General features: G+C 47.1%; 22 protein-coding genes. 6 read left to right on the top strand and 16 right to left on the bottom strand.

Annotated features, from left to right (window positions below):
* The first annotated feature begins 37 nt into the window (after positions 1–37).
* Positions 38–229 (top strand): DUF2986 domain-containing protein, encoded by a 192-nt coding sequence (locus TSUB_RS20070; RefSeq protein ID WP_087016236.1) that lies wholly within the window; start codon positions 38–40, stop codon positions 227–229.
* Positions 230–265: 36 nt separating this feature from the next.
* On the opposite strand, the gene TSUB_RS20065 is transcribed toward TSUB_RS20070, so the two are convergent.
* Complete coding sequence (locus tag TSUB_RS20065) at positions 266–1,861, bottom strand: ABC-F family ATPase (RefSeq protein ID WP_087016238.1); 1,596 nt, start codon at positions 1,859–1,861, stop codon at positions 266–268.
* Between the two features lie 383 nt (positions 1,862–2,244).
* On the opposite strand from TSUB_RS20065, the gene TSUB_RS20060 reads away from it, so the two are divergent.
* Positions 2,245–2,781 carry a hypothetical protein gene (locus tag TSUB_RS20060; protein WP_202819717.1) on the top strand — a complete coding sequence of 179 codons (537 nt, stop codon included), beginning with the start codon at positions 2,245–2,247 and terminating at the stop codon, positions 2,779–2,781.
* A 72-nt stretch (positions 2,782–2,853) separates the two neighbouring features.
* On the opposite strand, the gene TSUB_RS20055 is transcribed toward TSUB_RS20060, so the two are convergent.
* From TSUB_RS20055 to TSUB_RS20035, 5 genes are all read right to left on the bottom strand, one after another.
* The gene (locus tag TSUB_RS20055) at positions 2,854–3,201 is read right to left on the bottom strand and encodes a DUF805 domain-containing protein (protein ID WP_087016240.1); all 348 of its coding nucleotides are present in this window, start codon (positions 3,199–3,201) and stop codon (positions 2,854–2,856) included.
* Positions 3,202–3,542: 341 nt separating this feature from the next.
* On the bottom strand, positions 3,543–3,968 hold the full coding sequence (locus TSUB_RS20050) for a ClpXP protease specificity-enhancing factor SspB (RefSeq protein WP_087016243.1): 426 nt from the start codon (positions 3,966–3,968) through the stop codon (positions 3,543–3,545).
* Positions 3,969–3,982: 14 nt separating this feature from the next.
* Positions 3,983–4,708, bottom strand: a complete 726-nt coding sequence (locus TSUB_RS20045) for a hypothetical protein (protein WP_159064746.1) — start codon at positions 4,706–4,708, stop codon at positions 3,983–3,985.
* A gap of 57 nt (positions 4,709–4,765) precedes the next feature.
* Positions 4,766–5,182 (bottom strand): NlpC/P60 family protein, encoded by a 417-nt coding sequence (locus TSUB_RS20040; protein ID WP_087016247.1) that lies wholly within the window; start codon positions 5,180–5,182, stop codon positions 4,766–4,768.
* A gap of 136 nt (positions 5,183–5,318) precedes the next feature.
* Entirely contained in the window at positions 5,319–7,013 is a 1,695-nt protein-coding gene (locus tag TSUB_RS20035; protein WP_087016249.1) for a mechanosensitive ion channel family protein, read from the bottom strand.
* Positions 7,014–7,415: 402 nt separating this feature from the next.
* Between TSUB_RS20035 and TSUB_RS20030 the strand changes: the two genes are divergently transcribed.
* Positions 7,416–8,126 (top strand): DJ-1/PfpI family protein, encoded by a 711-nt coding sequence (locus tag TSUB_RS20030; protein WP_087016251.1) that lies wholly within the window; start codon positions 7,416–7,418, stop codon positions 8,124–8,126.
* Between the two features lie 135 nt (positions 8,127–8,261).
* Here the strand turns inward: TSUB_RS20030 and TSUB_RS20025 are convergent, their stop codons facing one another.
* Entirely contained in the window at positions 8,262–8,732 is a 471-nt protein-coding gene (locus TSUB_RS20025; RefSeq protein ID WP_087016253.1) for a RidA family protein, read from the bottom strand.
* Positions 8,733–8,744: 12 nt separating this feature from the next.
* Positions 8,745–9,401 (bottom strand): HD domain-containing protein, encoded by a 657-nt coding sequence (locus tag TSUB_RS20020; RefSeq protein ID WP_087016255.1) that lies wholly within the window; start codon positions 9,399–9,401, stop codon positions 8,745–8,747.
* Between the two features lie 401 nt (positions 9,402–9,802).
* Here TSUB_RS20020 and TSUB_RS20015 point away from each other — a divergent pair, with 401 nt between their 5' ends.
* Positions 9,803–11,248, top strand: coding sequence for a sulfatase-like hydrolase/transferase (locus tag TSUB_RS20015; RefSeq protein WP_087016257.1), 1,446 nt, complete (start codon positions 9,803–9,805; stop codon positions 11,246–11,248).
* Positions 11,249–11,336: 88 nt separating this feature from the next.
* Here TSUB_RS20015 and TSUB_RS20010 read toward each other — a convergent pair whose 3' ends face one another.
* From TSUB_RS20010 to TSUB_RS20000, 3 genes are read right to left on the bottom strand one after another with little or no spacing between them, the layout of a single operon-like run.
* Positions 11,337–12,440, bottom strand: a complete 1,104-nt coding sequence (locus TSUB_RS20010) for an ABC transporter ATP-binding protein (RefSeq protein ID WP_087016258.1) — start codon at positions 12,438–12,440, stop codon at positions 11,337–11,339.
* 4 nt (positions 12,441–12,444) lie between these two features.
* Positions 12,445–13,299: a carbohydrate ABC transporter permease gene (locus TSUB_RS20005; protein WP_087016260.1), complete on the bottom strand. Its 855-nt coding sequence runs from the start codon at positions 13,297–13,299 to the stop codon at positions 12,445–12,447.
* Positions 13,296–14,219 carry a carbohydrate ABC transporter permease gene (locus TSUB_RS20000; protein WP_087016262.1) on the bottom strand — a complete coding sequence of 308 codons (924 nt, stop codon included), beginning with the start codon at positions 14,217–14,219 and terminating at the stop codon, positions 13,296–13,298. The genes TSUB_RS20005 and TSUB_RS20000 overlap by 4 nt, the downstream gene beginning before the upstream one ends.
* A gap of 127 nt (positions 14,220–14,346) precedes the next feature.
* Between TSUB_RS20000 and TSUB_RS19995 the strand changes: the two genes are divergently transcribed.
* Positions 14,347–15,372, top strand: a complete 1,026-nt coding sequence (locus TSUB_RS19995; protein ID WP_221274520.1) for an IS110 family RNA-guided transposase — start codon at positions 14,347–14,349, stop codon at positions 15,370–15,372.
* A gap of 383 nt (positions 15,373–15,755) precedes the next feature.
* On the opposite strand, the gene TSUB_RS19990 is transcribed toward TSUB_RS19995, so the two are convergent.
* The 3 genes from TSUB_RS19990 to TSUB_RS19980 form a co-directional block, all read right to left on the bottom strand.
* Positions 15,756–17,003, bottom strand: a complete 1,248-nt coding sequence (locus TSUB_RS19990) for an ABC transporter substrate-binding protein (RefSeq protein ID WP_087016264.1) — start codon at positions 17,001–17,003, stop codon at positions 15,756–15,758.
* Positions 17,004–17,253: 250 nt separating this feature from the next.
* Positions 17,254–18,690 (bottom strand): ATP-binding protein, encoded by a 1,437-nt coding sequence (locus tag TSUB_RS19985; RefSeq protein ID WP_087016266.1) that lies wholly within the window; start codon positions 18,688–18,690, stop codon positions 17,254–17,256.
* Entirely contained in the window at positions 18,687–19,403 is a 717-nt protein-coding gene (locus TSUB_RS19980; protein WP_087016268.1) for a response regulator, read from the bottom strand. Before TSUB_RS19980 ends, TSUB_RS19985 begins: the two co-directional genes overlap by 4 nt.
* Before the next feature lie 400 nt (positions 19,404–19,803).
* Here TSUB_RS19980 and TSUB_RS19975 point away from each other — a divergent pair, with 400 nt between their 5' ends.
* A complete protein-coding gene (locus tag TSUB_RS19975; protein WP_087016270.1) occupies positions 19,804–21,468 on the top strand; it encodes an asparagine synthase-related protein in 1,665 nt (554 codons plus the stop codon).
* 84 nt (positions 21,469–21,552) lie between these two features.
* Here the strand turns inward: TSUB_RS19975 and TSUB_RS19970 are convergent, their stop codons facing one another.
* Positions 21,553–24,639, bottom strand: coding sequence for an error-prone DNA polymerase (locus tag TSUB_RS19970; RefSeq protein WP_087016272.1), 3,087 nt, complete (start codon positions 24,637–24,639; stop codon positions 21,553–21,555).
* Positions 24,639–26,078: a Y-family DNA polymerase gene (locus TSUB_RS19965; RefSeq protein WP_087016274.1), complete on the bottom strand. Its 1,440-nt coding sequence runs from the start codon at positions 26,076–26,078 to the stop codon at positions 24,639–24,641. Before TSUB_RS19965 ends, TSUB_RS19970 begins: the two co-directional genes overlap by 1 nt.

The raw sequence follows: 26,078 nt of genomic DNA, 5'->3' as shown, positions 1-26,078 counted from the left end.
TGATGGCACAATTCCCTGCTCTTGAAGAGGTGAGTAAATGAATAGAAAAAAGAAGATCAAAGAAACACTGCTTAAAAAGCACAAAAAGAAAATGTCTAGAATGCATAAAGCAAACAAGCCTAAGTATATCTCCAAAGCAGATCGCGCCAAAATGGAAGCAGAACAAGCGGCGGCTGAAGGCATTGATCAAAACCAACCAGAATCAGATATAGAAAAAGCAGGCGATTAGCGCCTGCTTTTTGGATTTGGTGAGTAAGCGTTAGTCTTACTCGTCAATACCACGTGACTTGAGGAACTCGGTGTACGTTCCACGGAAGTCAGTGATCTTGCCATCTTTGATTTCGATGATGCGGTTTGCAATTGAGTCAACGAAGACACGGTCATGAGAAACAAAGAACAAGGTGCCTTTATAAAGCTCTAACGCTGTGTTCAGAGATTCAATTGACTCCATATCCATGTGGTTTGTTGGTTCGTCCATGAGAAGCATATTTGGCTTATGCATCATCAGCTTACCTAATAGCATACGCCCTTGCTCACCACCTGACAGTACACCCACTTTCTTTTTGATGTCGTCTTGTGAGAACAACAAACGTCCTAGGAAACTGCGGACAACTTGCTCATCATCCCCTTCTTGCTTCCACTGAGACATCCACTCAAACAGATCCATGTCCACGTCAAAATCATCCGAATGATCTTGGGCGTAATAACCGATATTCGAGTTCTCAGACCACTTATACTCTCCGCTCTTAGGCTCAAGTACACCCGCCAGGGTATTCAATAGGGTTGTTTTGCCGACGCCATTTTCACCGATAATCGCAACACGCTCGCCGACTTCAAACAGCCCCGCAAAATCAGACCAAAGCACTTCCCCATCAAAGCCCTGAGACAGGTTTTCAATTTCAAGCGCATTTCGGAAAAGCTCTTTCGACTGTTCAAAACGAATGAAGGGGTTCTGGCGACTTGATGCCTTCACTTCTTCCAGCTGAATTTTATCAATCTGCTTTGCTCGAGAAGTCGCTTGTTTTGCTTTTGATGCGTTCGCAGAGAAACGGGCAACGAAAGTTTGTAGCTCAGCGATTTGTGCTTTCTTCTTTGCATTGTCAGCTAATAGACGTTCGCGCGCCTGAGTCGCTGCAAGCATATATTCGTCATAGTTGCCTGGGTATAGGCGAAGCTCACCGTAGTCAAGGTCAGCCATGTGAGTACAAACCGAGTTCAAAAAGTGACGGTCGTGCGAAATGATGATCATGGTGCAGTTACGTTCGTTCAACGTGTGCTCTAACCAACGAATGGTATCAATATCCAAGTTGTTCGTCGGCTCATCCAGTAGCATGATATCTGGGTCAGCAAACAAGACTTGTGCCAAAAGAACACGTAGTTTCCAGCCTGGTGCAACTTCACTCATTAGACCGAAATGTTGCTCCAACGGGATACCCACAGACAGGAGTAGCTCTCCCGCACGTGATTCCGCCGTGTAGCCATCCATTTCAGCAAATTCTGTTTCAAGATCAGCAACACGCATACCATCTTCTTCGCTCATTTCTGGCAACGAGTAAATACGATCACGCTCTTGCTTTACTTCCCATAGCTCTTGATGGCCCATGATAACCGTATCGACAACCGAGAACTCTTCGTAAGCAAACTGATCCTGATTCAGCTTAGCAATACGCTCATTAGGGTCTTTCGACACATTGCCGCCCGTTGGCTCCAATTCGCCGCTGAGGATCTTCATGAATGTGGACTTACCACAGCCATTGGCGCCGATTAAGCCGTAACGGTTACCTTCGCCAAACTTGACTGAGATGTTCTCGAACAATGGCTTAGCGCCAAATTGTTGGGTGATATTTGCAGTGGTAAGCACAATCAAAAACCTTTAGTAATCAATGAAACCGCGCAAGCCTATCGACTACGACTCGCAATAGCAAGTAATTCTCAGGAATCGCCACGCTTCAAACTGTTCACAGCTCGCATTTCAGAGCACCTTCTTGCAATCATGTGCCAAAATTGTGTCAATCTTTTGTCAAATCCTTCAGTCTGTTGAGACGCGTTCAAGCTAATTTTATAAACTGTTAATTATCGTTCATATAGAGCCGTTAATTTATATTTCAGCGCTAAGCCATTTTCGTCATTTGTCTCGGTACTCAAGTTTTCACTTGCCTTGTACCTATATATAGTTCCGGTCGTTGATGAAGGCTAAAGGCCGATATACCCCATACGGGCACACATTATTGTTAGGAGAGAATCATGAAAAACCTACTGATCGTAGCAAGCCTGCTTGCGGCCTCCTCTGCCGTTGCTGCAGACAACAGCTTTTACCGTTGTTCAAATGGCAATGGCGAGCGCCTTATTGAAGTCATTTACCCACAAGGCACACCCGTACCTTGTGAAGTTGCTTACACTAAAGCAGAAGGTCGTGAAGTCTTATGGCGTGCCGCAAACACTGAAGGCTTCTGTGAGCAAAAAGCGGCAGAGTTTGCCGAAAAGCAGCAAAGTTGGGGATGGCAGTGTGAGTTAGAGCAACGCCCCGCGATTGCACAGCCTATTGAGCTACAGGGTGTTGAAAAAGAAGTACACGTGCTAAGCCCAGATGACATGCCAGAACCGGTTCAGCTACCTGAAATCACCGATGAGGTTGAAGAAACCGTCGTCGAGACTATCGAAACACAGTCGCAAGCAATCGTATCAGACGCTGAAGCTGTGGTTGAACCTGTCGTAGAGCAAGTTGTAGAAACCGTTGAAGATAAAGTAATGACGGTTTCAGAAGCAGTATCAACCCAGTAACCGCACGAAACCACGAATGTATAAAGGCTCGCAGATGCGAGCCTTTATACATTCGTCGGGGAACAAGAAAGCTTATGCTAATTTAGGGTCCGCGCCCCAATCATTGTCTTTATCTTGGCCTTCCAGACACATAAAGACAATAAACACGATCGAACCGATAAACGGTACAAACGTAATTAACAACCACCAAGCACTTCGACCTGTGTCATGCAGACGACGAACAGTCAGTGCAATATTTGGAATCAATGTACCAAGAATATAGACGACAGAAAGAATACCCATTGTGCCTACAACGGCGTCAATGGTACCGATTACTAGCATAACTAATAAATTAATTAGGAAGAACATCCAATACTCTTTACGACGTGAACGACCGCCAAATTCCGCGTAGCGCTGTAGCGCCAATTTATACCAGCTCATTTTTTCTCCTTATGAAGCTGTCATTTTTTGATTTGGCTTTTTCGTACACCAAACCTAGCCGCCGAATATTCTAAGAAGTTTTCCCAATCAATTCACATAGAAATAAAACGCATGCATATAATTGCGACATAAATCTCACAAAGACAAAATAAACAAACCCAAAACAAGCATAAAGCACAAAAAGTAAGGCTTAGTAGTCATTAGTGCTGAAATAAAACCTATCTCTATGTTAGAGAATTCAGTCAAAAACTATGTACGCAAATGAGTTAAGCTTAATTAGCAACATATTATTCACGCATTTTCCAACCGCAAATCCACCGTTGCCGTTTTGAACTATCCGGTTATAAATAGCGGGCGTACTTTATCCCCTCTCCAGTTTCGAACGCATAAAGCGCTTTTATCGCTTCTATGGGTACACGTACTTGATAGTTATTATTGCCTCGCCTGGTCATAAAGACAAAACAGTCGCAAATTAGCTCAAATCCATGTATCGCGCTCGGAGACACATTCAGCGTTACCTCACCATTTTTCACATAGTCAGAAGGTACAACCACTTGCTTGTGGTTTGCATCAATCAGTAAATGAGGTATGTGCCTATCTTGTAGAATACGTTTATAAGCGAGTTGAAATTCGCGAACTTCTTCTTTTTCGGAAGGCAGCTTATAGATCGCACGTTTAACTCGATATTTATCTAGCCCAGTGATTAGCGCAGGCAAAAACGTCGAAATGACGACAAAGGCAATCACTAAAACTACGGATATATCCATATTCTCTCACATCATCAACACCGAAGACGAGCAAAGACATCATTGGCAGCACGAGTAAATGCATTTGGCGTCCAGACTCTACTTTTGAACTGACCTGAATCAACGTGAGCCACAACAAATGCATCTAGATCCACGGCTTCCTCTGCTTTTAAAAATGGTGCCCCCGTTCTCAGTACTCGCCCCGACTCAATTAACTTATGAGCATCAATATAGAAGCGATAGCCTGGCTGATAAGGCATGTCGAACCCTCCCATCTCACCTGTTTGATTTGATCGAACGACAACCTCAGGCATCGGGCTTTCAAAAGCGCCAAAATTGACATGATTGAGGTAGTCTAATGGCTCGCCAAAATGCGCATATCCCAGTGGAAGTGACTCTACATTCCTCTCATTATTGAGCCGCTGTTGTGATTTAATCACGCCATCACACAAAATAGCCTCGCCATTTTCAATGCTCGTCGAGTGCACTATCCATCGAGGGTCATAGTCTCGAACAAGATTTCGATATTCTGTCTTTTTCAATTGATTGATAATGCGCTTCAAATCATTTTTCGACGTATCAATGGCGACAACTGGCTCTCTATCTTGCGTATTTTCGTAACAGATAAAATCGACAATACGATCAATGATTCGACTATTTACTCCCGTCGCGACATGACAAAATATGCCTGCATCTCTATGACCACTCGACATCGGCTGATCGGAAGAAATTAAAAAAGCGGACTGAGGTTTTTTTGTCATATCCTCACTATCCACTTCATTGCGAAACATCGTATAGGTTACACAATCAAACTGCATTTATGCCCCATTACTCAACGTTGCTTTGACACGTTTAGCCCCAATGAAATGACAGTACTTTCGTTGCGTTAACAGCGCTTCATGAGACTCAAGCTTTGGTTTACCGTTATCAAGAGATAAATGCAGTACTTGACCATTTCCCCAATAGACACCGACGTGTGCGCCATACGCAACAGGAGAATGATTGTACATCATTATATCCAATGGTTTGAGTTCTGTTACCACATAAGTGTCCACTTCGTCAGCCCAAAGTTCGCTGGAACGCAAACATGGTGGCATTAATCCAAAATGACGAAGTAAGCTGTATGCAAAAACTTGGCAATTTGCGCCCAAGGTCAAATCTTCTTCGTTTTCTACACCGGGAATTCTCGCCGATACATAATCGACATCTAAAAATCTCGAGGGAATCTCTAACATCACCACTCCTTTGGTAAAAAACTATCTCGTTGCAATCATTGACGACAGAAAGAATGTCACAATAGCTAATGGCATCTGAGACAAAGTTTGTTGCATTTTGTATGGTCCCGAATATTGAGCCAGACACGCTCAATAATTAAACCTCATCGCTTTTTGCTTCGCTTTCAGGTTGATTAGCAACATGTAAGTGAACATCCTGCTGAGGAAAAGGAATCGTGATGCCCTCGCGATCAAAACGTAACTTCACTTCCTTTGTCACGTCCCAATAAACATCCCAGTAATCGTCCGTCTTCACCCAAGGTCTTACAATGAAATCAACAGATGAAGTATTCAAGGTTTGAACCTTAATCAACGGCTCCGGAGAGCGCAGTACTGCAGGGTGTGTCGCTACGATATCATTGAGTACCGCTTCCGCTTTAAGTAAGTCATCGGCATAACCAATGCCGAAGATCATATCAACTCGTCTAACCCGCTCATGGGTGACATTTTTAATCACATCACCCCAAATTTTGCTATTGGGAACAATAATAATCTGGTTATCAAAGGTACGAATTGTCGTATTAACCAAACTCATATGGCTCACCTTTCCATCCACACCACCCGCGTAAACAAAATCGCCGACATCAAAAGGGCGATAGATGAGTAACATCATACCCGCAGCAAAATTAGACATCGTATCTTGTAAAGCAAAGCCAATGATCACGCCCGCGATGCCGAAACCGGTCAAAATCGGCGTTAGATTTATTCCGATTTGAGAAAGGCCAACCAATATCCCGATAACCCAGACGGCTTTACCTGACATAGAGATGAAAAAATCTTGCATCAATTTAGAAATGCTCAAATTTTTCGTTGATACCGCATGGCTGACCGCTTTTTTTGTTAACTTTGACACGGCCCGTGTCAGCAACAAGATGAGCAAAAATATCAGTAACTTAAACACATGCTGAGGGGCGTTTTCCAATAGCCATTCAAGTGCAGCACTAGACCAACTATCGATGATAGAGAGCACCACGGTCAAATTGAGCAGATCATAGGTGATGCTGCCTGTCACCTCAAAGATCTGCCGTTTATATTCAGACGTTTCCAACGTCAATGCGTCACCAATAGGTAAAAGTTCACGCAAGCTGTTGGTCACGATGTTTAGCCTCAGGTCAACAACAAGCTCATTAATTTGCAATGCTGGTTTTTCCGACTCTGGGCTCATCGCCACTTGCGCACTAATACTTTTCTGTTGCTGACTTAAATAGCCTACCGATGCTGAGAGCAAGCGCATTCGATTGTCGAGTTTCCCTTTGAATTCGTTCAATGCAGCCTGATCTGGCTCTCCCAATACCTCAAGCCATTGCAAGTTTTCCCAGCTCGATTCATAACTATCAAACAGATACTGCTGTAACTCACGACTATTGTTGACTAAAGGCAGCTTATCTTGCCCCTTCACCCGATTTATCTCTTCGTTAAGAGACAAAATCTGGCTCTCTAAATAGCGCATCGAACCCGCTGAATGTTGCTGCTGCTTTTTAACTAATGCGACAAGTTCCGCTGTAGGAAGCGCTTTATTGTCAATCGCGATAGCAATACGATCTCGCAACAACTGGTTTTTATGAAACAGTTGCAGCTGAATAGCTTCATATTCTTCGCCACGCATTTGTGCTGCATTATCTGTCAACACGCTAATTTCGCTCATCAACTTGCTGATCGCCATACGTTCTGGGGAAGGGACATCTTCAACCTCACCCTTTGCGACAGTCGATATCGAATAGAACACAATCGAGAGGAGAAGAAACCACCGAAAAAGGTGAAGTGATCCCTTAAGTGGAAAAAATAGCGCCATAGTGAGTCACCTTTAAGCGTAGCCAGCAACACTGTACTCAAATCACCTCAAGGTGCAGGATTCAGAAGCGGCCTAGCGCGTCGAAGTCAAAATAAAGATACCAAGGCAAAGGTGTGAAGGAATAGCTTCCGACTTTCAAACACATTTAACGCAGAAATCGGGACGCTAGTTGCATCCCCTTGAGTGAGTTTTTTAGGCTCGTCACCGTCGTTACTATTCTTTGATGTCGCTCACTAGACCTTCAAAACAGTGCCTCTCTGACATGCTTAGGAATTCTCGCTGAACAAGCCTCTTGAGATGGTTTAAGTATAGAACATTGTTGTTAATTATAGGTTTACTCTATAGACTTCTATTGAACATACAACATATAAATACGTCTCGATAACTCAGTAATTAAACTTTATGCAAATTGCGATTGTTCTCTATCCTGGCATGACAGCACTCGATGCCATTGGGCCCTATGAGGTGTTTCACTTTCTTCCAGATGCCGAGATCAGATTTGTCAGCGATAGCCCTCAGCCGATCATCACTGACAGCAGGGTGTTGGTACTCGGCGCCACACACTCCTATGACGAGACACCTGAACCTGATATCGTATTGGTACCCGGCTCATCTGCTGATACCACAACCGCGATGGCCGATGGTGAGCTCTTGTCATGGTTAAACCAAGTCCATCAAACAAGCCAACTTACATTATCCGTCTGTTCAGGGGCGTTGATTTTAGGTGCTGCCGGCATATTAGATGGGCATGCAGCGACAACACACTGGATTGCGCAAAAAGCGCTGCCCACGTTCGGTGCTAAATCACAGAAAGACCAACGCATCGTTCGGTCTGGAAAAATCATTACCGGAGCAGGTGTTTCAGCGGGAATCGATCTCGCATTTTCAGTTGTTGAAGAACTGTACGGCAGGCAACGTGCTGAGGTTATTCAACTCCTGATCGAATATGACCCCCAGCCACCAATAGACTCCGGACACCCATCAAAAGCATCTCACGAAGTCTATCGTATTGCGAAAACCGAAATGATAAACGCCACAAAGAACACCAAAAACCTGATTTCAATACCAAAGATTTTGTGGCGGAATGTACTGATGCGGTTGCGTAAGAGGTAGAGTTTGCCCACATGACACCATGGGAAAGACGGCGACATTATCATTGAGGCTTACAGAGCGCGCATTAAGGACGCTAATAAAAACGACTAAGGTCCTTATAGTTAAGCTCACTCAATACACGCTCTAACAAGGGAGTTACACCTCCACCTCAAATATGGAGTCAATGATAATAGGTAGGTTGCCGCGTACGGATGTTGCGCCAAACACTGAACGCGCGTGGACACCCTTCTCGCCAAACACATTCGCCATCAAATCAGAACAACCATCGAGCACTTTCGGGTGTTGTTCAAACGCTTCTGTCGCATTCACAAAACCCTGCAGTTTTACCACACGGGTCACCTTTTCTAGACTGCCCAGTTCGAGTTTTACCGCCGCAAGAATATCTAACCCGGTGATACGCGCGAATTCATATCCTTCTTCAACACTGTACTCCCGCCCTAACTTACCTTTTGGCACTTCCGATAGGCCCGCCACTGGGCCTTTACCCGAGACATACAAGAGATTGCCTGTTTTGACACAGTTTGTATAACTGCCTTGCGGGTCACTCGCTTCTGGCAACACCAGCCCCAAATCAGCAATGCGTTGCTCGATACTCTGTTGAGTCATTATTACGCTTCCTTACGTTGCGTCATTAATTTCATTGGAAAGTTGAGTAAGAAAGTCTTGCATAAACTGACTACGTTGACGTGCTTCTTTTTTCGCCGTTGCGGTCTGCATCATGCTTTCGAGCTTGAAAAGCTTGGTATAAAAGTGGTCAACAGTGAAGGATTTGTCATCAAGTGCACGTGTTGCCGCGAACGGGTCATCGGCGGAATAGAGCGCCGAGCCAAAGCCAACCGCAACAAACAAGCACCGCGCTACGCCTATCGCTCCTAAAGAGCCGAGCCTATCTGCATCTTGGACTACCTTGGCCTCTATGGTCAACGGTGTCACATTGGCACTAAAACTGTGTGCCATGATGGCGTGATGGATAGCATCCAAATAGATGTCGGGGTATTGAATAGTGCGCAGAAAGTCGATGGCTTTATCCGCAGCCATTTTGGCACTCTCTTTGCGCTTGGGGTGATCTTTTGGATAGGTAAAACAGTCATGCAAGTAAGCCGCGGGAAGTACGATTTCCAGTTTGGCGCCTTCTTCCTCGCTCAACATTTTCGCTGTTTTCACCACGCGTTCAACATGCTGCAAATCGTGCGCCGCATCTGTCACCATCTCCTTCGCGATAAAGTCACGAAACTGTGCTTCAAATTCCAACATCCCTTGTTGCGCTATTGGCATCTTACTCTCCCTACCTGCTGATGCTATTCACCGAAACATCACTTTAATATCAAATAACCTCAAAGTAGTTGTTCTACAGCAAGCGTTAGTGCGCTAAATCTGTTCGCCGTTTCAGGGCAGCGCGCGTTGAGCGCAATGTGTTTACCCGCCTTTAAGGCCATCCCCTAAGGTTGTTTGAATATAAACTCCAACCACCTCAAGATACTTGTTCTGCGTGACCTTCTGGGCTCGCCCTAAGAGAGGCGAGAAAAGCATTCGAAACACTTAACGCATTTCGACAATAAGTCTATTTGGTTCAAAGAATCCCACATCCAGCCTGTTTGGATTCACGCCAATCGAATTACTGCCTTGCTGAAACAACCGTGATCATCAAAATAGAAACGTTTCTATTAGGAGTCACTATGAACAAGTCTACTGCGTTAGGGGTCATGCTTTGCCCCCTACTCTCGCCATTTATTGCTGAAGCCAGCCCCGTATCGCCAAATGTCATCATCATTCTGGTTGACGACCTTGGCTATGATGAACTTGGGTTTATGGGCTCAGACGATATTCTTAGCCCAAATCTCGATAAACTCGCGGCGGGTGGCACACACTTTTCGCAAGGTTATATGACCTCATCCGTCTGCGGTCCATCGCGTTCTGGACTGATATCTGGTCGCTACCAAGATCGTCTTGGTATCTGGGGCAATTTTGGTGCCCACTCTCAACGTGGCTTCCCCCTAAACCATGAAATGCTACAAGATAGGTTCAAGCATGCGGGTTACACCACTGGCGCGATCGGTAAATGGCATCTCGGTATGCATGACGACGCGTTTAAGCCTTGGAACCGTAATTTTGATTACTTTTATGGCTTCCTTGGGGGTGGACACAAATATTCCATGGCGCGCACCGAATACACAGGTCGCCCCAATGAATGGCCAATACAGCGCAATGCAGAGATTGTCGAATACCAGCAAGGTGATTACCTGACAGAGGTATTTTCTCAAGAGGCCGTTGACTTTATTGACCGCCATCACGATGAGCCGTTCTTTTTATATTTAGCCTACAATGCGCCGCATGCCCCTTGGGAAGCACCACAGTCATACTTTGATCGCGTTGACGCCCACTTTGATGGCCAGTTTGAAACCCGCTTTCGTCGCATCCTTTCAGCCATGATGCTGGCGGTCGACGATGGTGTTGGCGCGGTGATGTCGGCGCTAGAGCGACACGATATCACAGACAATACTGCGGTCATTTTCTTGTCTGATAACGGCTATCAAACCCGAATGCGAAGAGTGAATACCACTAACCATGCCGGGAATCCCGCTGACTTAAGAGGATTTAAAGGGGACAGTTATGAGGGCGGTATTCGTGTTCCTTACATTCTCCATTGGCCAAACGAAGTGCCCGCCGGATTAAAATATGAGAAGCCGGTGATGTCATTAGATATCGCGCCCACCATCACGCGTCACCTCACAGACGACGGTCCTCAACACCCTTATGACGGTGTCGACCTCATTCCCTTCCTAAAAGGTGAGAATACCGCGCGCCCTCATGAGTGGATGTTCTTCCGTTATGTTCATGACATCGCCTATCGCAAAGGAGATTGGGTCATTACCTGGAATGACCAACACAAGATTGCAGGCGAAAGACGTAACAACCGAGAACTCCCCATGGAAGAGCAGCAATTAATGTTGTTTAACCTAGCGGATGATGTCTCTCAGCAACAGGATTTACGCGCATCTCACCCAGAAAAATTCGCCGAACTGTATCGGGACTATCTCGCGTTACTTGATACCTTCCCGGATGAAGACTATCCAGCGCTATTTGATACACCTTATACCGTCATTAACGCTGACAGCCTTTAATCTTTTCCTAAATAAAACAGCAGTGGAACATGGGCTCCACTGCTGTTAGCTTTGGCGATCAAACCACTACCGCTCATGCATCATTGACTCACACCGCCAAGCGATCGGTCGTGGTCGGGTCAAAAAACACGGCTTTAGAGAGATCAAAATGAAGATCGGCTGTTTCTCCTACTTTCACATCTAGCTCTGGTGATAAACGGCAAGCGACTTCCTTACCATTCACCTTCACCATCGCCAACGTGTCCGGGCCTGTCGGCTCCAGCACTTCCAGCTTCAGTGGGATTTTCACTTCGCTTTTCTCAGTTGACTGCTCGGTAATGTTTTCCGGCCGCAACCCAATAACAATTTCTTGCCCATCTTTTGGCCGTAACGCCGCAGGCAGCGGTAAACGGTACACCTTATCATCAACAATCAACTGCGCGATCGGTTTGTCTTGACCATCAAGATCCACACGTGCATAGATGAAATTCATTGATGGCGAGCCCATAAACCCTGCCACAAACATGTTGCTTGGCTGACTGTAGATCTCTCTCGGCGTGCCAAGTTGCTGGAGTTCACCATCCTTCATCACCGCAATGCGGTCTGCTAACGTCATGGCCTCAATTTGGTCGTGAGTGACATAAACGATGGTCGTTTTAAGTTGCTGGTGCAAGCGCTTAATTTGGGTTCGCATCTCAACGCGCAACTTGGCATCGAGGTTTGATAAAGGCTCATCAAACAGAAACAGCTTAGGTTGGCGAGCCAATGCCCGCCCCATCGCTACCCGCTGGCGTTGACCACCAGATAATTGTGACGGTTTGCGATGCAATAGTTGATCTATCTGCAACATTTCAGCGACGCGATTCACCTCACGGTCAATCTCCTCATTGGGCATTTTGCGTATCTTTAGCCCAAAAGCGATGTTGTTATACACCGTCATATTGGGGTACAGCGCATACGACTGAAACACCATCGCAATATCTCTATCCTTAGGTTCAACATTTGCAACATCGTTACCGTCGATAAGGATCTCGCCATCAGAAATGTTTTCCAACCCCGCTATCGTGTTCATCAAGGTTGACTTACCGCAACCGGATGGCCCAACGAGGATGAGAAACTCACCGGAATCAATACTGATATCGATCCCTTTCAACGTTTCCACCGTCGCTTTCGGGTAGGTTTTACGTATCTCTTTTAATTGTAATGTTGCCATCGGTTTATCCTTTCACTGAGCCAGCGGTTAAACCGCGCACAAAATACTTTCCAGCCAAGACGTAAACAACCAGCGTAGGCAATGCCGCAATGATCGCTGCTGCCATATCTACGTTGTACTCCTTCACCCCAGTACTGGTATTCACAAGGTTGTTAAGTGCCACTGTGATGGGCTGTGTCTCCGATCCGGAGTAGACCACGCCGAACAGAAAGTCATTCCAAATAGAGGTGAACTGCCAAATCACCGTCACCATGATGATGGGCACGGAGAGCGGCAGCATGATGCGAAAGAAAATCGTAAAGAATCCCGCCCCATCCAGCTTTGCCGCTTTCACTAACTCATCGGGAATACCTACGTAGAAGTTTCTGAAAAAGAGGGTGGTAAATGCTGCACCGTAAATCACATGCACCAGCACCAGTCCTGCTGTTGTGTTGGCCAGTCCCATCTTGCCGAGCAGAGACGCCATCGGTAATAAAATCACTTGAAAAGGAATGAAACAGCCAAACAGCAGCAGGCTAAAGAAGAGATCTGAGCCCTTAAACTTCCATTTGCTGATCACGTAGCCGTTAAACGCCCCTAACAAGGTTGATATGGCGACTGCCGGAATGACCATCTGGAATGAGTTCCAGAAATAGCCCTGAATGCCTTCACACTTCACCCCGGTACACGCCGATGACCAAGCTTTTGACCATGCATCTAACACCCAAACTTCAGGGAGGGAAATCAAGTTACCCGCTTTGATATCCGGCAAGGTTTTAAATGAAGTCAGTACCATTACCACAAGCGGCATCAGATAAAAGAAACAGAACAGCACCAATAAGCTGTACAACGCCATACGTTGCCAAGGTAATGTCTTCATGACTTTTTCTCCCGCAGCTCTGAATAGAGGTATGGCACCAAGATAGCCAGCACTCCGCCTAGCATCATCATTGCACTGGCCGCTCCTAGCCCTATTTGGCCTCGGGTAAAGGAGTGGGCATACATAAAGAGTGCAGGTAAATCCGATGAATAGCCCGGCCCACCCGATGTTAATGCGGTGACCAAGTCAAAGCTCTTAATCGCGATATGGGACGTAATGATGACCGCACTAAAAAACACAGGTCGCAAACAAGGTAGAATGATCTTCCAATAGATCACGGGGAGTGATGCACCATCTATTTGTGCCGCTTTGATGATGGAATCGTCTATTCCACGCAACCCAGCAAGAAACATCGCCATCACAAAACCCGATGACTGCCACACACCGGCGATCACCAAGGTGTAAACCGACATCTCTGAGTTCACTAACCAATCAAACTCAAATCCTGTGAACCCCCAGTCATGCATCAGCTTTTCTAGCCCTAGTCCGGGATTTAAAATCCATTTCCAAGCGGTTCCCGTGACAATAAAACTCAACGCCATCGGATAGAGATAAATGGTACGGATTGCGCCCTCTTGACGGATGTTTTGATCCAAAAAGATCGCCAACGACACACCTAGCATGATCACAATGGCAATAAACAGGAAGCCGAATATCGCAAGGTTGCTCAATGAGGTGAGCCAACGATCATTTTCCATCAGCTTTGCATATTGGGAGAATCCCGTAAAATTGAAGCTGGGTAAAAATCGTGAGTTCGTCATCGAGAGTGCGGCTGTCCAGAAAATAAACCCGTAAATACACACCACGGTCATCACCATGGTGGGCGCGAGAACGATCTTCGGCAGCCAGTGTTGAAGGCGATCAGCAAAGCGTTTTTTAGGCTGGCTTTTACTTATCGACGTTGACATAGTGTGCTCCATTGCCAATCCCTTTTGTATTCAAGCAAACGCACGTTGCTTGATGTAATGGTCTTCCCTCGCACTAATCGGCATCGCAATGTGCCAAGATAGCGTTGATAAATCGCCTATCTAAAAACGAGGGAAGACCATGAATAAGTGTAAAACCATTGGTATCGATTTAGCAAAGAATACTTTTTACTTCATCATGTTGGACAAACAGGGTAAGCAAGTTGAGAGAAAGAAATTAAATCGACAACAGCTCATTGGCTATCTCTCGAAGCTAGAGACTTGTGTCATTGCGATGGAAGCATGCGGTACAGCGCATTACTGGGGACGAAAAATAGGCCAGCTAGGGCACTCTGTTGTATTACTTCCCGCTCAGCATGTGAAAGGCTATTTACGAGGCCAAAAGAATGACTATAACGATGCAAAGGCCATCGCAGAAGCGTGTCAGCACGGTGCGATTCGCCCCGTTGCGGTCAAATCCCTAGCGCAGCAAGACGACCAAACTTTTTTGCTCATGCGTCAACACGTGAGTAGTGACAGAAAGCGCTTAATCAATCATGTGAGAGGGTTGCTGGCGGAGTATGGGGTAGTGCTGGCGAGAGGAAGTCAGGTATTGCGTAAATCGCTGCCTTTTATTCTAGAAGATGTTGAGAACGGCTTAACCGACGAATTTCGAGCGCTTTTATTCAGGCAATACACACAACTCGAAAGGCTTGACGAAGAGCTACAGTGGTACGACGAAAGGTTGGCCGAAAAAGTGAAGCAAAAAGACGTTTGTCAGCGTTTGATAAAAGTGCCAGGTATTGGTCCCGTGGTGAGTTTTTCCTTAAGAGCCTGGATGGGAAGTGGTGAGCAATTTAAACGAGGGCGTGATGCGTCAGCAGCCTTAGGTTTAGTGCCCAAGCAATTTAGCACGGGAGGTCGAGAGGTATTGCTTGGCATTACAAAGCGAGGGAATCAGCAGTTAAGGTCATTCGTGGTTCATGGTGCAAGAGCGGTTGTGAGTCGAGCCGATGGCAAAACAGACAGGCTTAGTCAATGGATATTGCGGCTGGTTGAAAGGCGAGGTTTTAACAAGGCTGTGGTGGCGCTGGCGAATAAGATAATCCGTATCGCGTGGGTCATTATCTGTCGAGGAGAAAGCTATAAAGCGCCAGCGGCGGTTTAACAGAAAGATTTAACTAAAGCGTCACACACCAGATATTGCGTAGATAGCAGTTTAGATGAAAAACAGGTAAGACCAGCATATAGGGACCCTGATATACTCAAAGGTTTACCAAAACCGTTAATTTGATAAGGGCTATATGCGCGAAGTGTCATCAAGGCCAGAAGCCACACGAGCTTCACGCATAGGCCGGATATATGAAAGCAACCTGTCCCTTTTATCGACATTGGTATCTTGCCAATAGAGGGAAGACCATATATGAGTATACGTCCATTTCTTGCACCACTCTTTTTGCTGTATTGGCAACTGGTATTAACCCCCCGTTAATCCCCTTCTGCCACAAACGGCACCCGCTAGACACAGGTGCCGTATAGAGTGGTAATGACTTAAAGTGCAGACTTCACTGCGCGAACAAGCTTGTCGACGGCTTCGTTCGGGTTGGCATTATCGTCATTGAAGTAGTTCGTCACGACATCAAAAATCGCCCCTTGCACATAGCTGGTGGTCGACATGCCGTGCGCCATACTGGGCACAAGATCGCCACTTTCCGCGGTCGCTTTGAAAGAGTCCATTGCCGCAGTTGCGCAACTGTCGAAGGCACTCATTGACATATCTAAGCGCACTGGGATTGAACCTTTATTTAGGTTAAAGACTTCTTGGAAATCTTTCGTGAGAATGGTGCTAGCGAGGTTTTTCTGTGCGGTGACATTATCGCCTTCTTTGATCTTGAAGAAGGCAAAGCTATCTATGTTAAACGTAAACTGATCTGCAGTACCGAATGCTGGGGCACAGATAAAATCTTCACCCGCTTTCTTACCCGCTGCCGCAAATTCTCCTTTAGCCCAGTCTCCCATCACTTGCATCGCGGCTTCGCCATTGATCACCATCGAGGTCGCAATGTTCCAGTCACGGCCAGGGGAGTTTTCATCAATGTAGCTGCGCATACGTTTGAAGATTTCGAAAGTCTCTACCATCTTCTCTCCACCAAGCACCTCAAGATCGTGTTCTACAAACGCCTTGTTGTATCCCTCAGAGCCCAACACATCTAAGGCGATGGCTTCAAATAGGGTGGCATCTTGCCAAGGCTGGCCACCATGTGCGAGCGGAATCAAACCTGCCGCTTTTATTTTCTCTGCGGCGGCAAAGAAGCCTTCAATACTATTCGGTACGGCTGCACCTGCTTTCTCGAACACCTCTGGATTTGCCCACAGCCAGTTCACGCGATGCACGTTGACGGGAACTGCAACATATTTGCCATCGTGTTTCATGACCTCTGAAACCACACTGGGCAACATCGCATCCCACTTCTCAGCTGAGGCGACGCCATCGAGATCGGTCAGAAAACCGAGTTCGCCCCACTCTTGAATATCATGTCCTTTAATTTGTGCCGCTGAAGGTGGATTGCCAGAAACAGCGCGGGTTTTTAATACTGTCATCGCACTTTCGCCACCACCACCCGCTACTGCAAAGTCTTTCCAGCTATGGCCCTGGTCTTCTAGCATGTCTTTCAATACACCAATGGATTTTGCTTCACCGCCAGATGTCCACCAGTGAAGCACTTCCACTTCACCAGCTTGAGAAATAGGTGCGGCTAGCGCAATAGATAAAGCGATGACACTCTGTTTCATGTTCATTGGAACTCTTCCTATAAGTTTTCTAGTCAACCGTGTCATAGGGACATAGCGCACGCTTCTCGATGTAGGGAAAATAAGAAGCACAAAGCCCTATCTCTGCACGGGTTAACAGAATCTTAGCGAAGCTTAGGCACGGGTGACGTAACAAAGGGAAACATCAAAGTAACAACACTGTTACAGAGCAGAGTAATCCCCCCTTGTACGGTTTTATCTGGCGAAGAATCTAGAAGCTTGCGGTTGTGCTCCATCGCTACGCAGTGAGACTGACACGGGGAAGCTTAATCACGACTCTTAACCCTCTGGGGAGGTTATCGTCCAAGAATAGATCGCCCCCATGGGCGTGGGCGATACTTCGCGCAATGCCTAGCCCGAGGCCATGGCCTTGCTCATCGGTTGCGATACGGAAATGAGGTTCAAACACTTTCTCTCTTTGCGAGAGTGGAATACCGGGACCTTCGTCACAGACAGTGATCCAGTAGTGCTCTTCATCAGGCGTAGCAGACACGACAACTTTGTCTCCGTATCGGACACCATTTTCAATCACGTTGGTGAGACAACGTTTTAATGCCAGCGGTTTGCCGACAAAACTCGGCAACACATTGTCAGGCAATACCACGGCTTGTCGATGCTGATTCAGTGGCTCGGCAATATTTTCTAGCAATTGATGGATATTTATTTCTGTCAGGTTTTCATGTAAGTCGGTGTCTTTCACACATTGAAGGGCCGCTTTAACCATGAGTTCCAGTTCATCTAAGTCTCGATTGAACTTGGTTATTTTCACTTCATCGTCGATGAGTTCCGCACGCAATCGCAAGCGGGTAATCGGGGTTTTAAGGTCATGAGAGATGGATGAAAACAAGCGTTCTCGATCATCAATAAAGCGACGTAAACGCTGCTGCATCCGATTGAACGCCCGTGTCGCGGTAACAAGCTCACTGGCCCCTTCTTCTTTTAAAGGCGGCTGGTGGATATCCAAACTCAGTGCATTGGCTGCACGGGCGAGTCGCCGTAATGGCCGCGTCTGCTGCCTCACCATCACGGAAGTAAATGCGAGCAATAACAGTGTGCTGACGATTAAGAACCAGACTTGCTGGGTTGTCAGGATCTTATCTTCTAACGTCACATACGGGGCAGGCAGCAAAGCCGCGATATACAACCACTCTCCCGCCGCCAGCTTAATCTGCACCACTAAGATGGGCGGGTTAATCGGCTCTAGGCTTAAGGTGTAATGTGCCCAAGAGCGTGGCAGATCACTCAGTAAAATGTCGTTTTTCAGAATATGTAATGTGTCTGGAGAAGAGAATTCCACATGAATCTCCTCCACTCGCGGTAACTTGTCATCCAAAACACGATCAAACGCATTTACCGCGATCTGTTTTAAGCGTGTTTCGGGCACCGCTTCAATCGCGATCAGTTCCTCATTAAAGGAGACAAAGAAACGTGTACCGCCCATATTGCGCAGTTGGTCTAGCACGATATGGCGATATTCCCGTGGTAGCTTTTGAAAAAAGGTGACAGTCGAGGCGAAGTTATTCGCCATACTGACGGAGGTCGCTTCTAACCCTTGCAGTTCGCGCTCTTTGGTTTGAGAGTACCAGATTAGGGTGGCGATCAGTTGTGCACAGATAACCGCCACTAAAGTGAACAACAAGGTCCGCGCCAGCAACGAATGAGGAAAACGTATCATCGATATTCAGGCGTTACGTCGCAGATAAACATGTACCCCGTTCCCCGCAAGGTTTTTATGAATTGCGACGACGTGCCTCTATCCCCTAATCGCTGCCGTAATCGTGATAATTGCACATCAATCCCGCGCTCAAACGGCAATGATTCCCGCCCTTTTATTGCATTCGAAATCGTATCTCTATCGAGCAACTGATGGGGGTTGTTAAGAAAGAACATCAATAAATTGAAATCCCCAGCGGGCAAGGCATGTTGCTCTCCTGACTCCAGATTCGTTAGCGTATGCGTCACCAGCTCTAATCGCCACTCTTTAAATACCATGGCGATTGGCACCTCAGGGGCAACCTCATTCACACTTGCTCTTCGTAATACCGCTTTTAAGCGTGCTAAAAGCTGACGTGGGTTAAAGGGTTTGGCAATGTAGTCATCGGCACCAATCTCTAGACCGATAATCTGGTCTGTATCATCTGACACTGCGGTGATCATAATAATGGGCACATTCGAATTACGCCGAACCTGTTGGCATAAGCTAAAGCCATCGTCTCCCGGCAACATCACATCTAACAAGATGGCATCGATATGATTGGCCGCCATTTGCGTCGCCATCTCCACACCGTCACCCGCAGTCAGCACCCGATAGCCAGACTTGGAAAGATATTCTTCAAGCAGCTCTCTGATCTCTATATCATCATCAACAACTAGAACGTGCTTTGTCACTTTGCGCCACCATCAATAACAACAATTCGTTTACATATAACGTAGACTACTGACGAGGACACCTGCTTTTTACTCAAAATATGACAACCGCATGGCTTTGTTGTTAACTCTGTCGACATGATCGCTTCATCGACTCACAGACACTATCTCGCGAGTCACGTTGGCAAAGTTGTATACTCAAGCCGCCTCAAACTGGCGGGACACGCATCTTGCAGTCGTGAAATCTCTTTCGCGTTGCAAATTCGATATTTGCAAACGGCGCCGGAATCTATTCAGTGACAAAGCCTAGGCAGATGCCCTTTAAATCAATAAATTAAGTGCAGTATTTGTTCTATTTCCAGAAATGGCACGCTTTTCGTATAGAGAGAACAAGGTTATCGAAAACGCATAGGACAATATCATGAGCATCATCGCTGGCATTGTAAGCCATACTGGTTTGAACATTACCCATAAGCATCTAATCGAAGAGCTCACCGGTTATTTTCAACGCTTTCCAACCGATGAAACCCGTGTCAGTGCATCGAACAAGCACGCTATTTTCAATTTCGACTTTGATGCCTACGAGCAAACGGCATGGTTACAGAATGGGCAAACTACCTCAGCCTGTGTTGGACACCCGCTGTTAAGTAGCAATCGAACCGATGATTTAGTCACACTTCGTGATAGCGACTGTCTCAATCAAGCGCTGTCAGAATCTGAAGGCGCGTTTTGCTACCTGTCATACTGCCAAGCGACTGGCCGATTGACCCTTGCCACCGATCCCCTTGGACTACGCCCTTTCTATTTCATGCATTTTCAAGGCGCGCTTATTTTTTCTACCCAACTAAAAATCTTAAAACAGCTCTCACTGCCACTCACGCGCAACCTTGATGGTGTCACCGAATTCGCCACGCTCGGGTACTTTCTGCTTGATCATACGCCGTATAATGAAGTGCGCTGCGCGCGCCCCGGAGAACGCCTCGATTTCCATCATGGTGACACCCATCTGACAGAGTATTTTGATTGGGTTCAACTTGCGCAAGTCCGCTATCCCACCGAGTTTGCTGTCGATCTTATGGATGATGCCTTTAAGGTCGCCTGCCGAAAATATCTTCACCATGACACCAGTGTCGTAACGACACTCTCTGGCGGTCTTGATTCTCGCGTGATTGCCGCAGAGCTGCAACGCGCAGGTATGGATATCACAGCGCTTAACTTCTCAACCAGTAAAACACTAGACAGCCATTGCGCCGAGCGATTCGCCCAAACACAAGGCATTCCGCTTGACCTCGTGAGCGTTCGAGACACGCAAAGTCACTCTGTAGAGCAAAAACTTGGGAAACACTGGCGATGCCGCCCACACCGCGAATACGATCGCATTAGCCGACCACAGCTGGCATGGTCTGGCAATGGTGGTAGTGTCGGTATCGGCATGATCTATTACTCCGATGACGTCTATAACGCGGCGCTCTCGGAAAATGTCGAAGCCCTTGTCGATGCCTATTTAGATCAACAGTATGCCTATGCGCCTAAATCTGTCATCAATGGCGCATCTGACCTGCAACAAAACTTACGTAATAATCTCATCGCCTCGTTTGCGCCCTTGAAGTCACTCCCTCTGGATAAAGCGTATCAACTGTTTTTGTTCTTAAATGATCAGCATCACCACCTTGCCGTCCCCTTTGAGGAGATTGATGAATACCAAATGGAATTTTGTTTACCCATGTACTCTTGGAAAGTACTGCAATACCCGCTGAGTCAACCCATTCAAGAAATGCGCAAACACAAGTTTTACCTTGCTTGGCTAGCCCATGCTTACCCGCAGACACTGCAATCGCCATGGCAAGCGTATCCAGGCCATATTCCTTGCCCACTGCCTATCGAAGGTAAAAATCAATGGAGTATTGATCGAAGTAAGTTATTGCGCGTTCATGAAGTGATTGAAATATGGCAGAAAACAATGGACTTACCGATGCGCGATCGCGTCAATCGCCGGGTCTTTAGCGTGCAATGCCTGCTTCACGCACTGCACATTCGCAACAGTGCCAGCAGTATTAACTTCGCAAAGCGATTCACGTATTGGTAATTGGCGCGAGAAAAGACACAGCGAGGTGAGCCGCCTCGCTGTGTGCAGCTTACAATAAAGCTACCTCAAGATGCGTGTATCCCTTTAATGAAAGTCTCTTGATTTGCTTTTTAGCGCGGCAAGTTCACCGCTGATATCTTCCAATCGACCCGCGATAACGTGGATAACCTCGCCTTCTCGCTCCAAAATACCTTTGACTCTCAGTATTTTGGCGGTCAAATACGCCTTTTTCTGCGCCCGTGCTGTCCCTGCCCACACAACAACATTAATGTTGCCTGTATCATCTTCCAACGTAAAAAAAGTCACCCCGGCAGCCGTCCCCGGTGATTGTTTCCCCGTGACCATACCTGCAACAGTGACTAAGGATTTGTGTGCCTTATGCTTTAAATCTCGCATCCGTGTAAAACGATCTAATCTGCCACTCTCCGCTAATAAGGTGATAGGGTGACAATTCAAACTCAATCCGGTTGTCGCAAAGTCTTCAACCAAGGTAGTCAACTGATCGGGTTGATGCTGATACCTTGGCGCGCATTCGTTTACCCCTTTAAACAAGGGTAATTCATCCAGATCATCCATGGTTGACCAGCGCGCACTGAAGCGGTCTCCTGCGAGCGCTTTAAGCGCATCTGAAGATGCCAATAACTCAATATCACGCCGTTGGACTGGTACCGTTTTCAACATGCCAGTGTGTTGATACCCTTGCGTCGGGCGATGGGACACCAGCGTTTCTGCCGCCTGTTGGCTCAATCCTTTCACAATGCGCATCCCTAAACGGATGGCTAATGGTGGTGACGCCCCCTCCTGTTCGAGTCCAACCACTTGGTGGTCCCACAGCGAATGGTTAACACACACTGGCAAAACGGTGATCCCATGGCGTCGCGCATCTTGCACAAGTTGTGAGATAGAATAGAACCCCATCGGGTGGCTGTTCATCAATGATGTATAAAACGCATGGGGATAGTAGTGTTTTAACCAAGCGGAGGTATAAGCAAGCACAGCAAAAGAGGCGGAATGGCTCTCTGGAAAACCGTACTCGCCAAAACCACATATTTGCTCAAAGATGCGCTCTGCAAACGAGACATCATAACCGCGTGATTGCATGCCGGAAATCAACTTGGTACGAAACTGCATGAGCTGGCCATTTTTTTTCCATGATGCCATGGCGCGGCGCAACTGATCGGCTTCGCCCCCCGTGAAACCTGCGGCTACCATGGCCAGCTTAATCACCTGCTCTTGGAAAATCGGCACGCCCATGGTGCGAGATAATACCGCCTCGACTTCTTTCGATGGGTATTCAATTGGTTCATCTCCATTTCGGCGCTTCAAAAAGGGGTGGACCATATCCCCTTGAATGGGGCCGGGGCGCACGATGGCAATCTGTATAACAAGGTCATAATAATTGCGCGGCCGTAAACGAGGCAGCATACTCATTTGCGCCCGTGACTCTATCTGAAACACGCCAATGGTATCGGCACGTTGGATCATGCCATACACGGCAGGGTCATCTTGCATGCGAGTAATATCTGCAATGGTGAGGCGGCGCTGATGCCATTTTTCGACCAAAGCAAAGCACTTACGGATGGCTGTTAGCATCCCTAATGCCAACACATCGACCTTCAGCAGACCTAAACTTTCTAAGTCATCTTTATCCCATTGAATCACGGTACGATCGGCCATGGCGGCATTTTCAACAGGTACCAGCTCATATAAGGGCCCGGACGAAATCACAAATCCCCCAACATGCTGAGACAAGTGACGCGGAAACCCCATAATGTCATTCACAAGCTGAATAAAATGCTGCCCCTTCACCGATTCTGGCTGTAAGCCCAACTCCACTATCTGCCCCTGCCAATTTAGACCGCGATCCCGACGATTGACGTTCTTAATGAAGTAATCGAGCTGCGTCTCGGCGATACCCAGCGCCTTACCCACGTCCCGCACCGCACTTTTAAACCGATATGAAATTACTGTTGCCGCGAGTGCTGCCCGCTCACGACCGTACTTTTCATACAGGTATTGGATCACTTCTTCCCGACGTTCATGCTCGAAATCCACGTCAATATCAGGCGGTTCATTACGCTCTTTACTGATGAATCGCTCAAACAACACAGAGATCTGCCTCGGATCGACTGAGGTGATTTCCAAGCAATAACACACAATAGAGTTTGCCGCGGAGCCTCGACCTTGATAGAGAATCCCTTTCGTCTTCGCAAACATCACGATGTCATGTATGGTCAAAAAGAAGAACGGATAGTTCATCTCTTCAATCAGACGAAGCTCTTTATCAATCGTGCTTTGAATCTCAGCTGGCACACCTTCTGGAAAACGAAAAGCAGCGCCTTGCTTGGTTAATGCGCGCAGGTGCGCCATGGGCGTCATGCCTTGAGGAATCAGTTCCGCAGGATATTCATAACTTAAGGACTTCAATTCAAAATCACACTTTTGCATGATCGTCATGGTTTCAGCGAGCCACTCAGGACGAAACAAACGGGCAATTTTTTCTCGGGAACGAAGGCAACGCTCCGTATTCACCAATAACTTGTCTTTCACCGCTTCAACAGTTTCGCCATGCTTAATTGCCGTCAGCACATGCTGTAAAGGCAAACGAGTGGCATTGTGCATTAACACACCACCGCACGCCGCAATCGGGACATGAAGTGACTGTGAAAGCGTTTCACAATGTGCTTGATAGTCGCCGTCGTTATGGCCTAAATGTCGTTGCAAGCCAATCCACAACCGGCCTAAATGATGACGTTGTAACCACTCGCCCCAATGATTATCTCGCTCGCAGTGTGTAGGCAACCATAAAAACAAGCAGTGACGCACGGACATCAGATCCCATTCGGACAGCCGATATTCACCTTTTTCAGTCCGGCGACGGGCATTGGTGATAATTCGACACAACTCTGCGTACGCCTCTCGGCTAGGGCAAAGCAGAATGACTTCAAGTTCATCGTCTAGACGAAATAAGCTACCCACAATCAGTTTGACGCTTAATCCATGTGCTTGCTGCGCTGTCCACGCTCTTACCACTCCAGCGACGGAGCATTCATCGGTAATCGCTAAGGCTGAATAGCGTAAGAAGTCAGCCTGTAACATCAGCTCTTCGGCATGGGAAGCACCTTCGAGAAACGAAAAGTTCGTCTGACAAAATAGTTCGGCGTATTGCATTAGCTGAACATCCCGTGCACAAACCACTCTTGCCGCTGATTACGGAAAATCCATAACCAACGCCCTTCGCCACTCCGTGCCACAAAGTAATCTCTTACCACCGGATGGCTGTCCCACCAACCTGTGGCGATCCGCTCAGGCCCTTGCATCACGTCGACTTTTTCTTGTAATGGTTCTGGTTTCGGCAACAAAAAACTGGGACGCAATAAAGCCTCCGCTGCGTGTATTTGTTTGCTCTTCGTATAAAGCGGCATGCAGACTTGGCTCGCCAATTCAGGACGAGGATCGGCGGTGAGCACCACCCCTTGCACGGCATTTTCCCCCAACTTCGCTTGCAACAACGAGAGCAGTTCAAGAGGCATCATCGTGCCTTGCTTACCCGCAAAAAGGTCGACATCATCGCCCCGTTGCTCAGTCACACGCACCACTTTTAGGGTGATTCCCATCACTGGCCCATCTAATGCGACAGACTCTAAGGTTAATGCGGATAACGCTAACCATTTCTCGGCACTGTACTCACCTTGTGCCGAGGTTAAGGTCACCACAGACTCAGGAAGATCACGCTGATGTAGCGTGACGGCTAACTCCAGTGCCAGCAAATCACGTAATTTTAAGAATGCCGCCATCTCTTTCAGTAAACGACTCAAAGGGCGAGCCAACCACTGTACGTTCTCAATATCAAACAGTAGCTCTAAGTAGCGCTCAAAAGACTCAGGCGGGTGATAGAAATCAATGGGGTGTTTAAACTGTCCCGTCAAACGCCCCACATAATTAACCAACTCAATATCAAATCGACGAGCTATTTCCGCCATGGGAAGATTCAGTAGCGTTTGCAGATCGTTCACCCCAATCCGCGACAGTTTTTCAATGGTGTTTGGTAGTAGCTCAGTCGTCGCTAACGCATGTTGTTTCAAACGCTGCATCAGCCACTCACGGCTCTCTGTAACACAATTGCCACCTGACCTCGCTAATAGTCGTGCCGCATAAGGGGAATAACCCGTTGAATAGGTGTAGGTCAAACCCAGTTTATTAAGGTGTTCACTGAGGTGTTGCCAGTAATTATCCAGCCCATCATAGAGGGTCAGCATCTCTGTAACACGAAGTAATAAGCCATTTGGTGGGAAGAACGCCATATCGGATGTGACTAAATAAAGCCAGTGAGCTATCTCTTTTAAACGGCGTGCTTCACTCTCTTGTTCATACGGTATGACTTGCAAATCGGGACACAGAGAGGCTGCAGTCCCTAACCCCATCCCCAGTTTGACGCCCGCTGCCACAGCCGCGCTATTCATCTGTACGATTTCATGGCGCTTGCCATCAACGACGATCACGGCCTCAGTCAACAACCTGTCAGCTTCAGGTGCCCCCTGACCACGCTGTTGCGCAAACAGACTTTCAAGCTGTAGTGAGGGAAAATGCAGGTATAGCCATAATGTCAT

This window comes from Thaumasiovibrio subtropicus, assembly GCF_019703835.1.
GTDB classification, from domain to species: Bacteria; Pseudomonadota; Gammaproteobacteria; order Enterobacterales; family Vibrionaceae; genus Thaumasiovibrio; species Thaumasiovibrio subtropicus.
Note: the sequence above shows the minus strand (reverse complement) of the source record. Positions and strands in the feature narration are given on the sequence as shown.

Bases quoted from the DNA above. Each gene is read 5' to 3' on its own strand.
- TSUB_RS20035 (WP_087016249.1), bottom strand. From the start codon at position 7,013: ATGGCGCTATTTTTTCCACTTAAGGGATCACTTCACCTTTTTCGGTGG.
- TSUB_RS20025 (WP_087016253.1), bottom strand. From the start codon at position 8,732: ATGACTCAACAGAGTATCGAGCAACGCATTGCTGATTTGGGGCTGGTG.
- TSUB_RS20005 (WP_087016260.1), bottom strand. From the start codon at position 13,299: ATGAAGACATTACCTTGGCAACGTATGGCGTTGTACAGCTTATTGGTG.
- TSUB_RS20010 (WP_087016258.1), bottom strand. From the start codon at position 12,440: ATGGCAACATTACAATTAAAAGAGATACGTAAAACCTACCCGAAAGCG.
- TSUB_RS20055 (WP_087016240.1), bottom strand. From the start codon at position 3,201: ATGAGCTGGTATAAATTGGCGCTACAGCGCTACGCGGAATTTGGCGGT.
- TSUB_RS20050 (WP_087016243.1), bottom strand. From the start codon at position 3,968: ATGGATATATCCGTAGTTTTAGTGATTGCCTTTGTCGTCATTTCGACG.
- TSUB_RS20040 (WP_087016247.1), bottom strand. From the start codon at position 5,182: ATGTTAGAGATTCCCTCGAGATTTTTAGATGTCGATTATGTATCGGCG.
- TSUB_RS20060 (WP_202819717.1), top strand. From the start codon at position 2,245: ATGAAAAACCTACTGATCGTAGCAAGCCTGCTTGCGGCCTCCTCTGCC.
- TSUB_RS20070 (WP_087016236.1), top strand. From the start codon at position 38: ATGAATAGAAAAAAGAAGATCAAAGAAACACTGCTTAAAAAGCACAAA.
- TSUB_RS20020 (WP_087016255.1), bottom strand. From the start codon at position 9,401: ATGCCAATAGCGCAACAAGGGATGTTGGAATTTGAAGCACAGTTTCGT.
- TSUB_RS19975 (WP_087016270.1), top strand. From the start codon at position 19,804: ATGAGCATCATCGCTGGCATTGTAAGCCATACTGGTTTGAACATTACC.
- TSUB_RS20000 (WP_087016262.1), bottom strand. From the start codon at position 14,219: ATGGAGCACACTATGTCAACGTCGATAAGTAAAAGCCAGCCTAAAAAA.
- TSUB_RS19965 (WP_087016274.1), bottom strand. From the start codon at position 26,078: ATGACATTATGGCTATACCTGCATTTTCCCTCACTACAGCTTGAAAGT.
- TSUB_RS20015 (WP_087016257.1), top strand. From the start codon at position 9,803: ATGAACAAGTCTACTGCGTTAGGGGTCATGCTTTGCCCCCTACTCTCG.
- TSUB_RS19970 (WP_087016272.1), bottom strand. From the start codon at position 24,639: ATGCAATACGCCGAACTATTTTGTCAGACGAACTTTTCGTTTCTCGAA.
- TSUB_RS19995 (WP_221274520.1), top strand. From the start codon at position 14,347: ATGAATAAGTGTAAAACCATTGGTATCGATTTAGCAAAGAATACTTTT.
- TSUB_RS20045 (WP_159064746.1), bottom strand. From the start codon at position 4,708: ATGACAAAAAAACCTCAGTCCGCTTTTTTAATTTCTTCCGATCAGCCG.
- TSUB_RS19990 (WP_087016264.1), bottom strand. From the start codon at position 17,003: ATGAACATGAAACAGAGTGTCATCGCTTTATCTATTGCGCTAGCCGCA.
- TSUB_RS19985 (WP_087016266.1), bottom strand. From the start codon at position 18,690: ATGATACGTTTTCCTCATTCGTTGCTGGCGCGGACCTTGTTGTTCACT.
- TSUB_RS20030 (WP_087016251.1), top strand. From the start codon at position 7,416: ATGCAAATTGCGATTGTTCTCTATCCTGGCATGACAGCACTCGATGCC.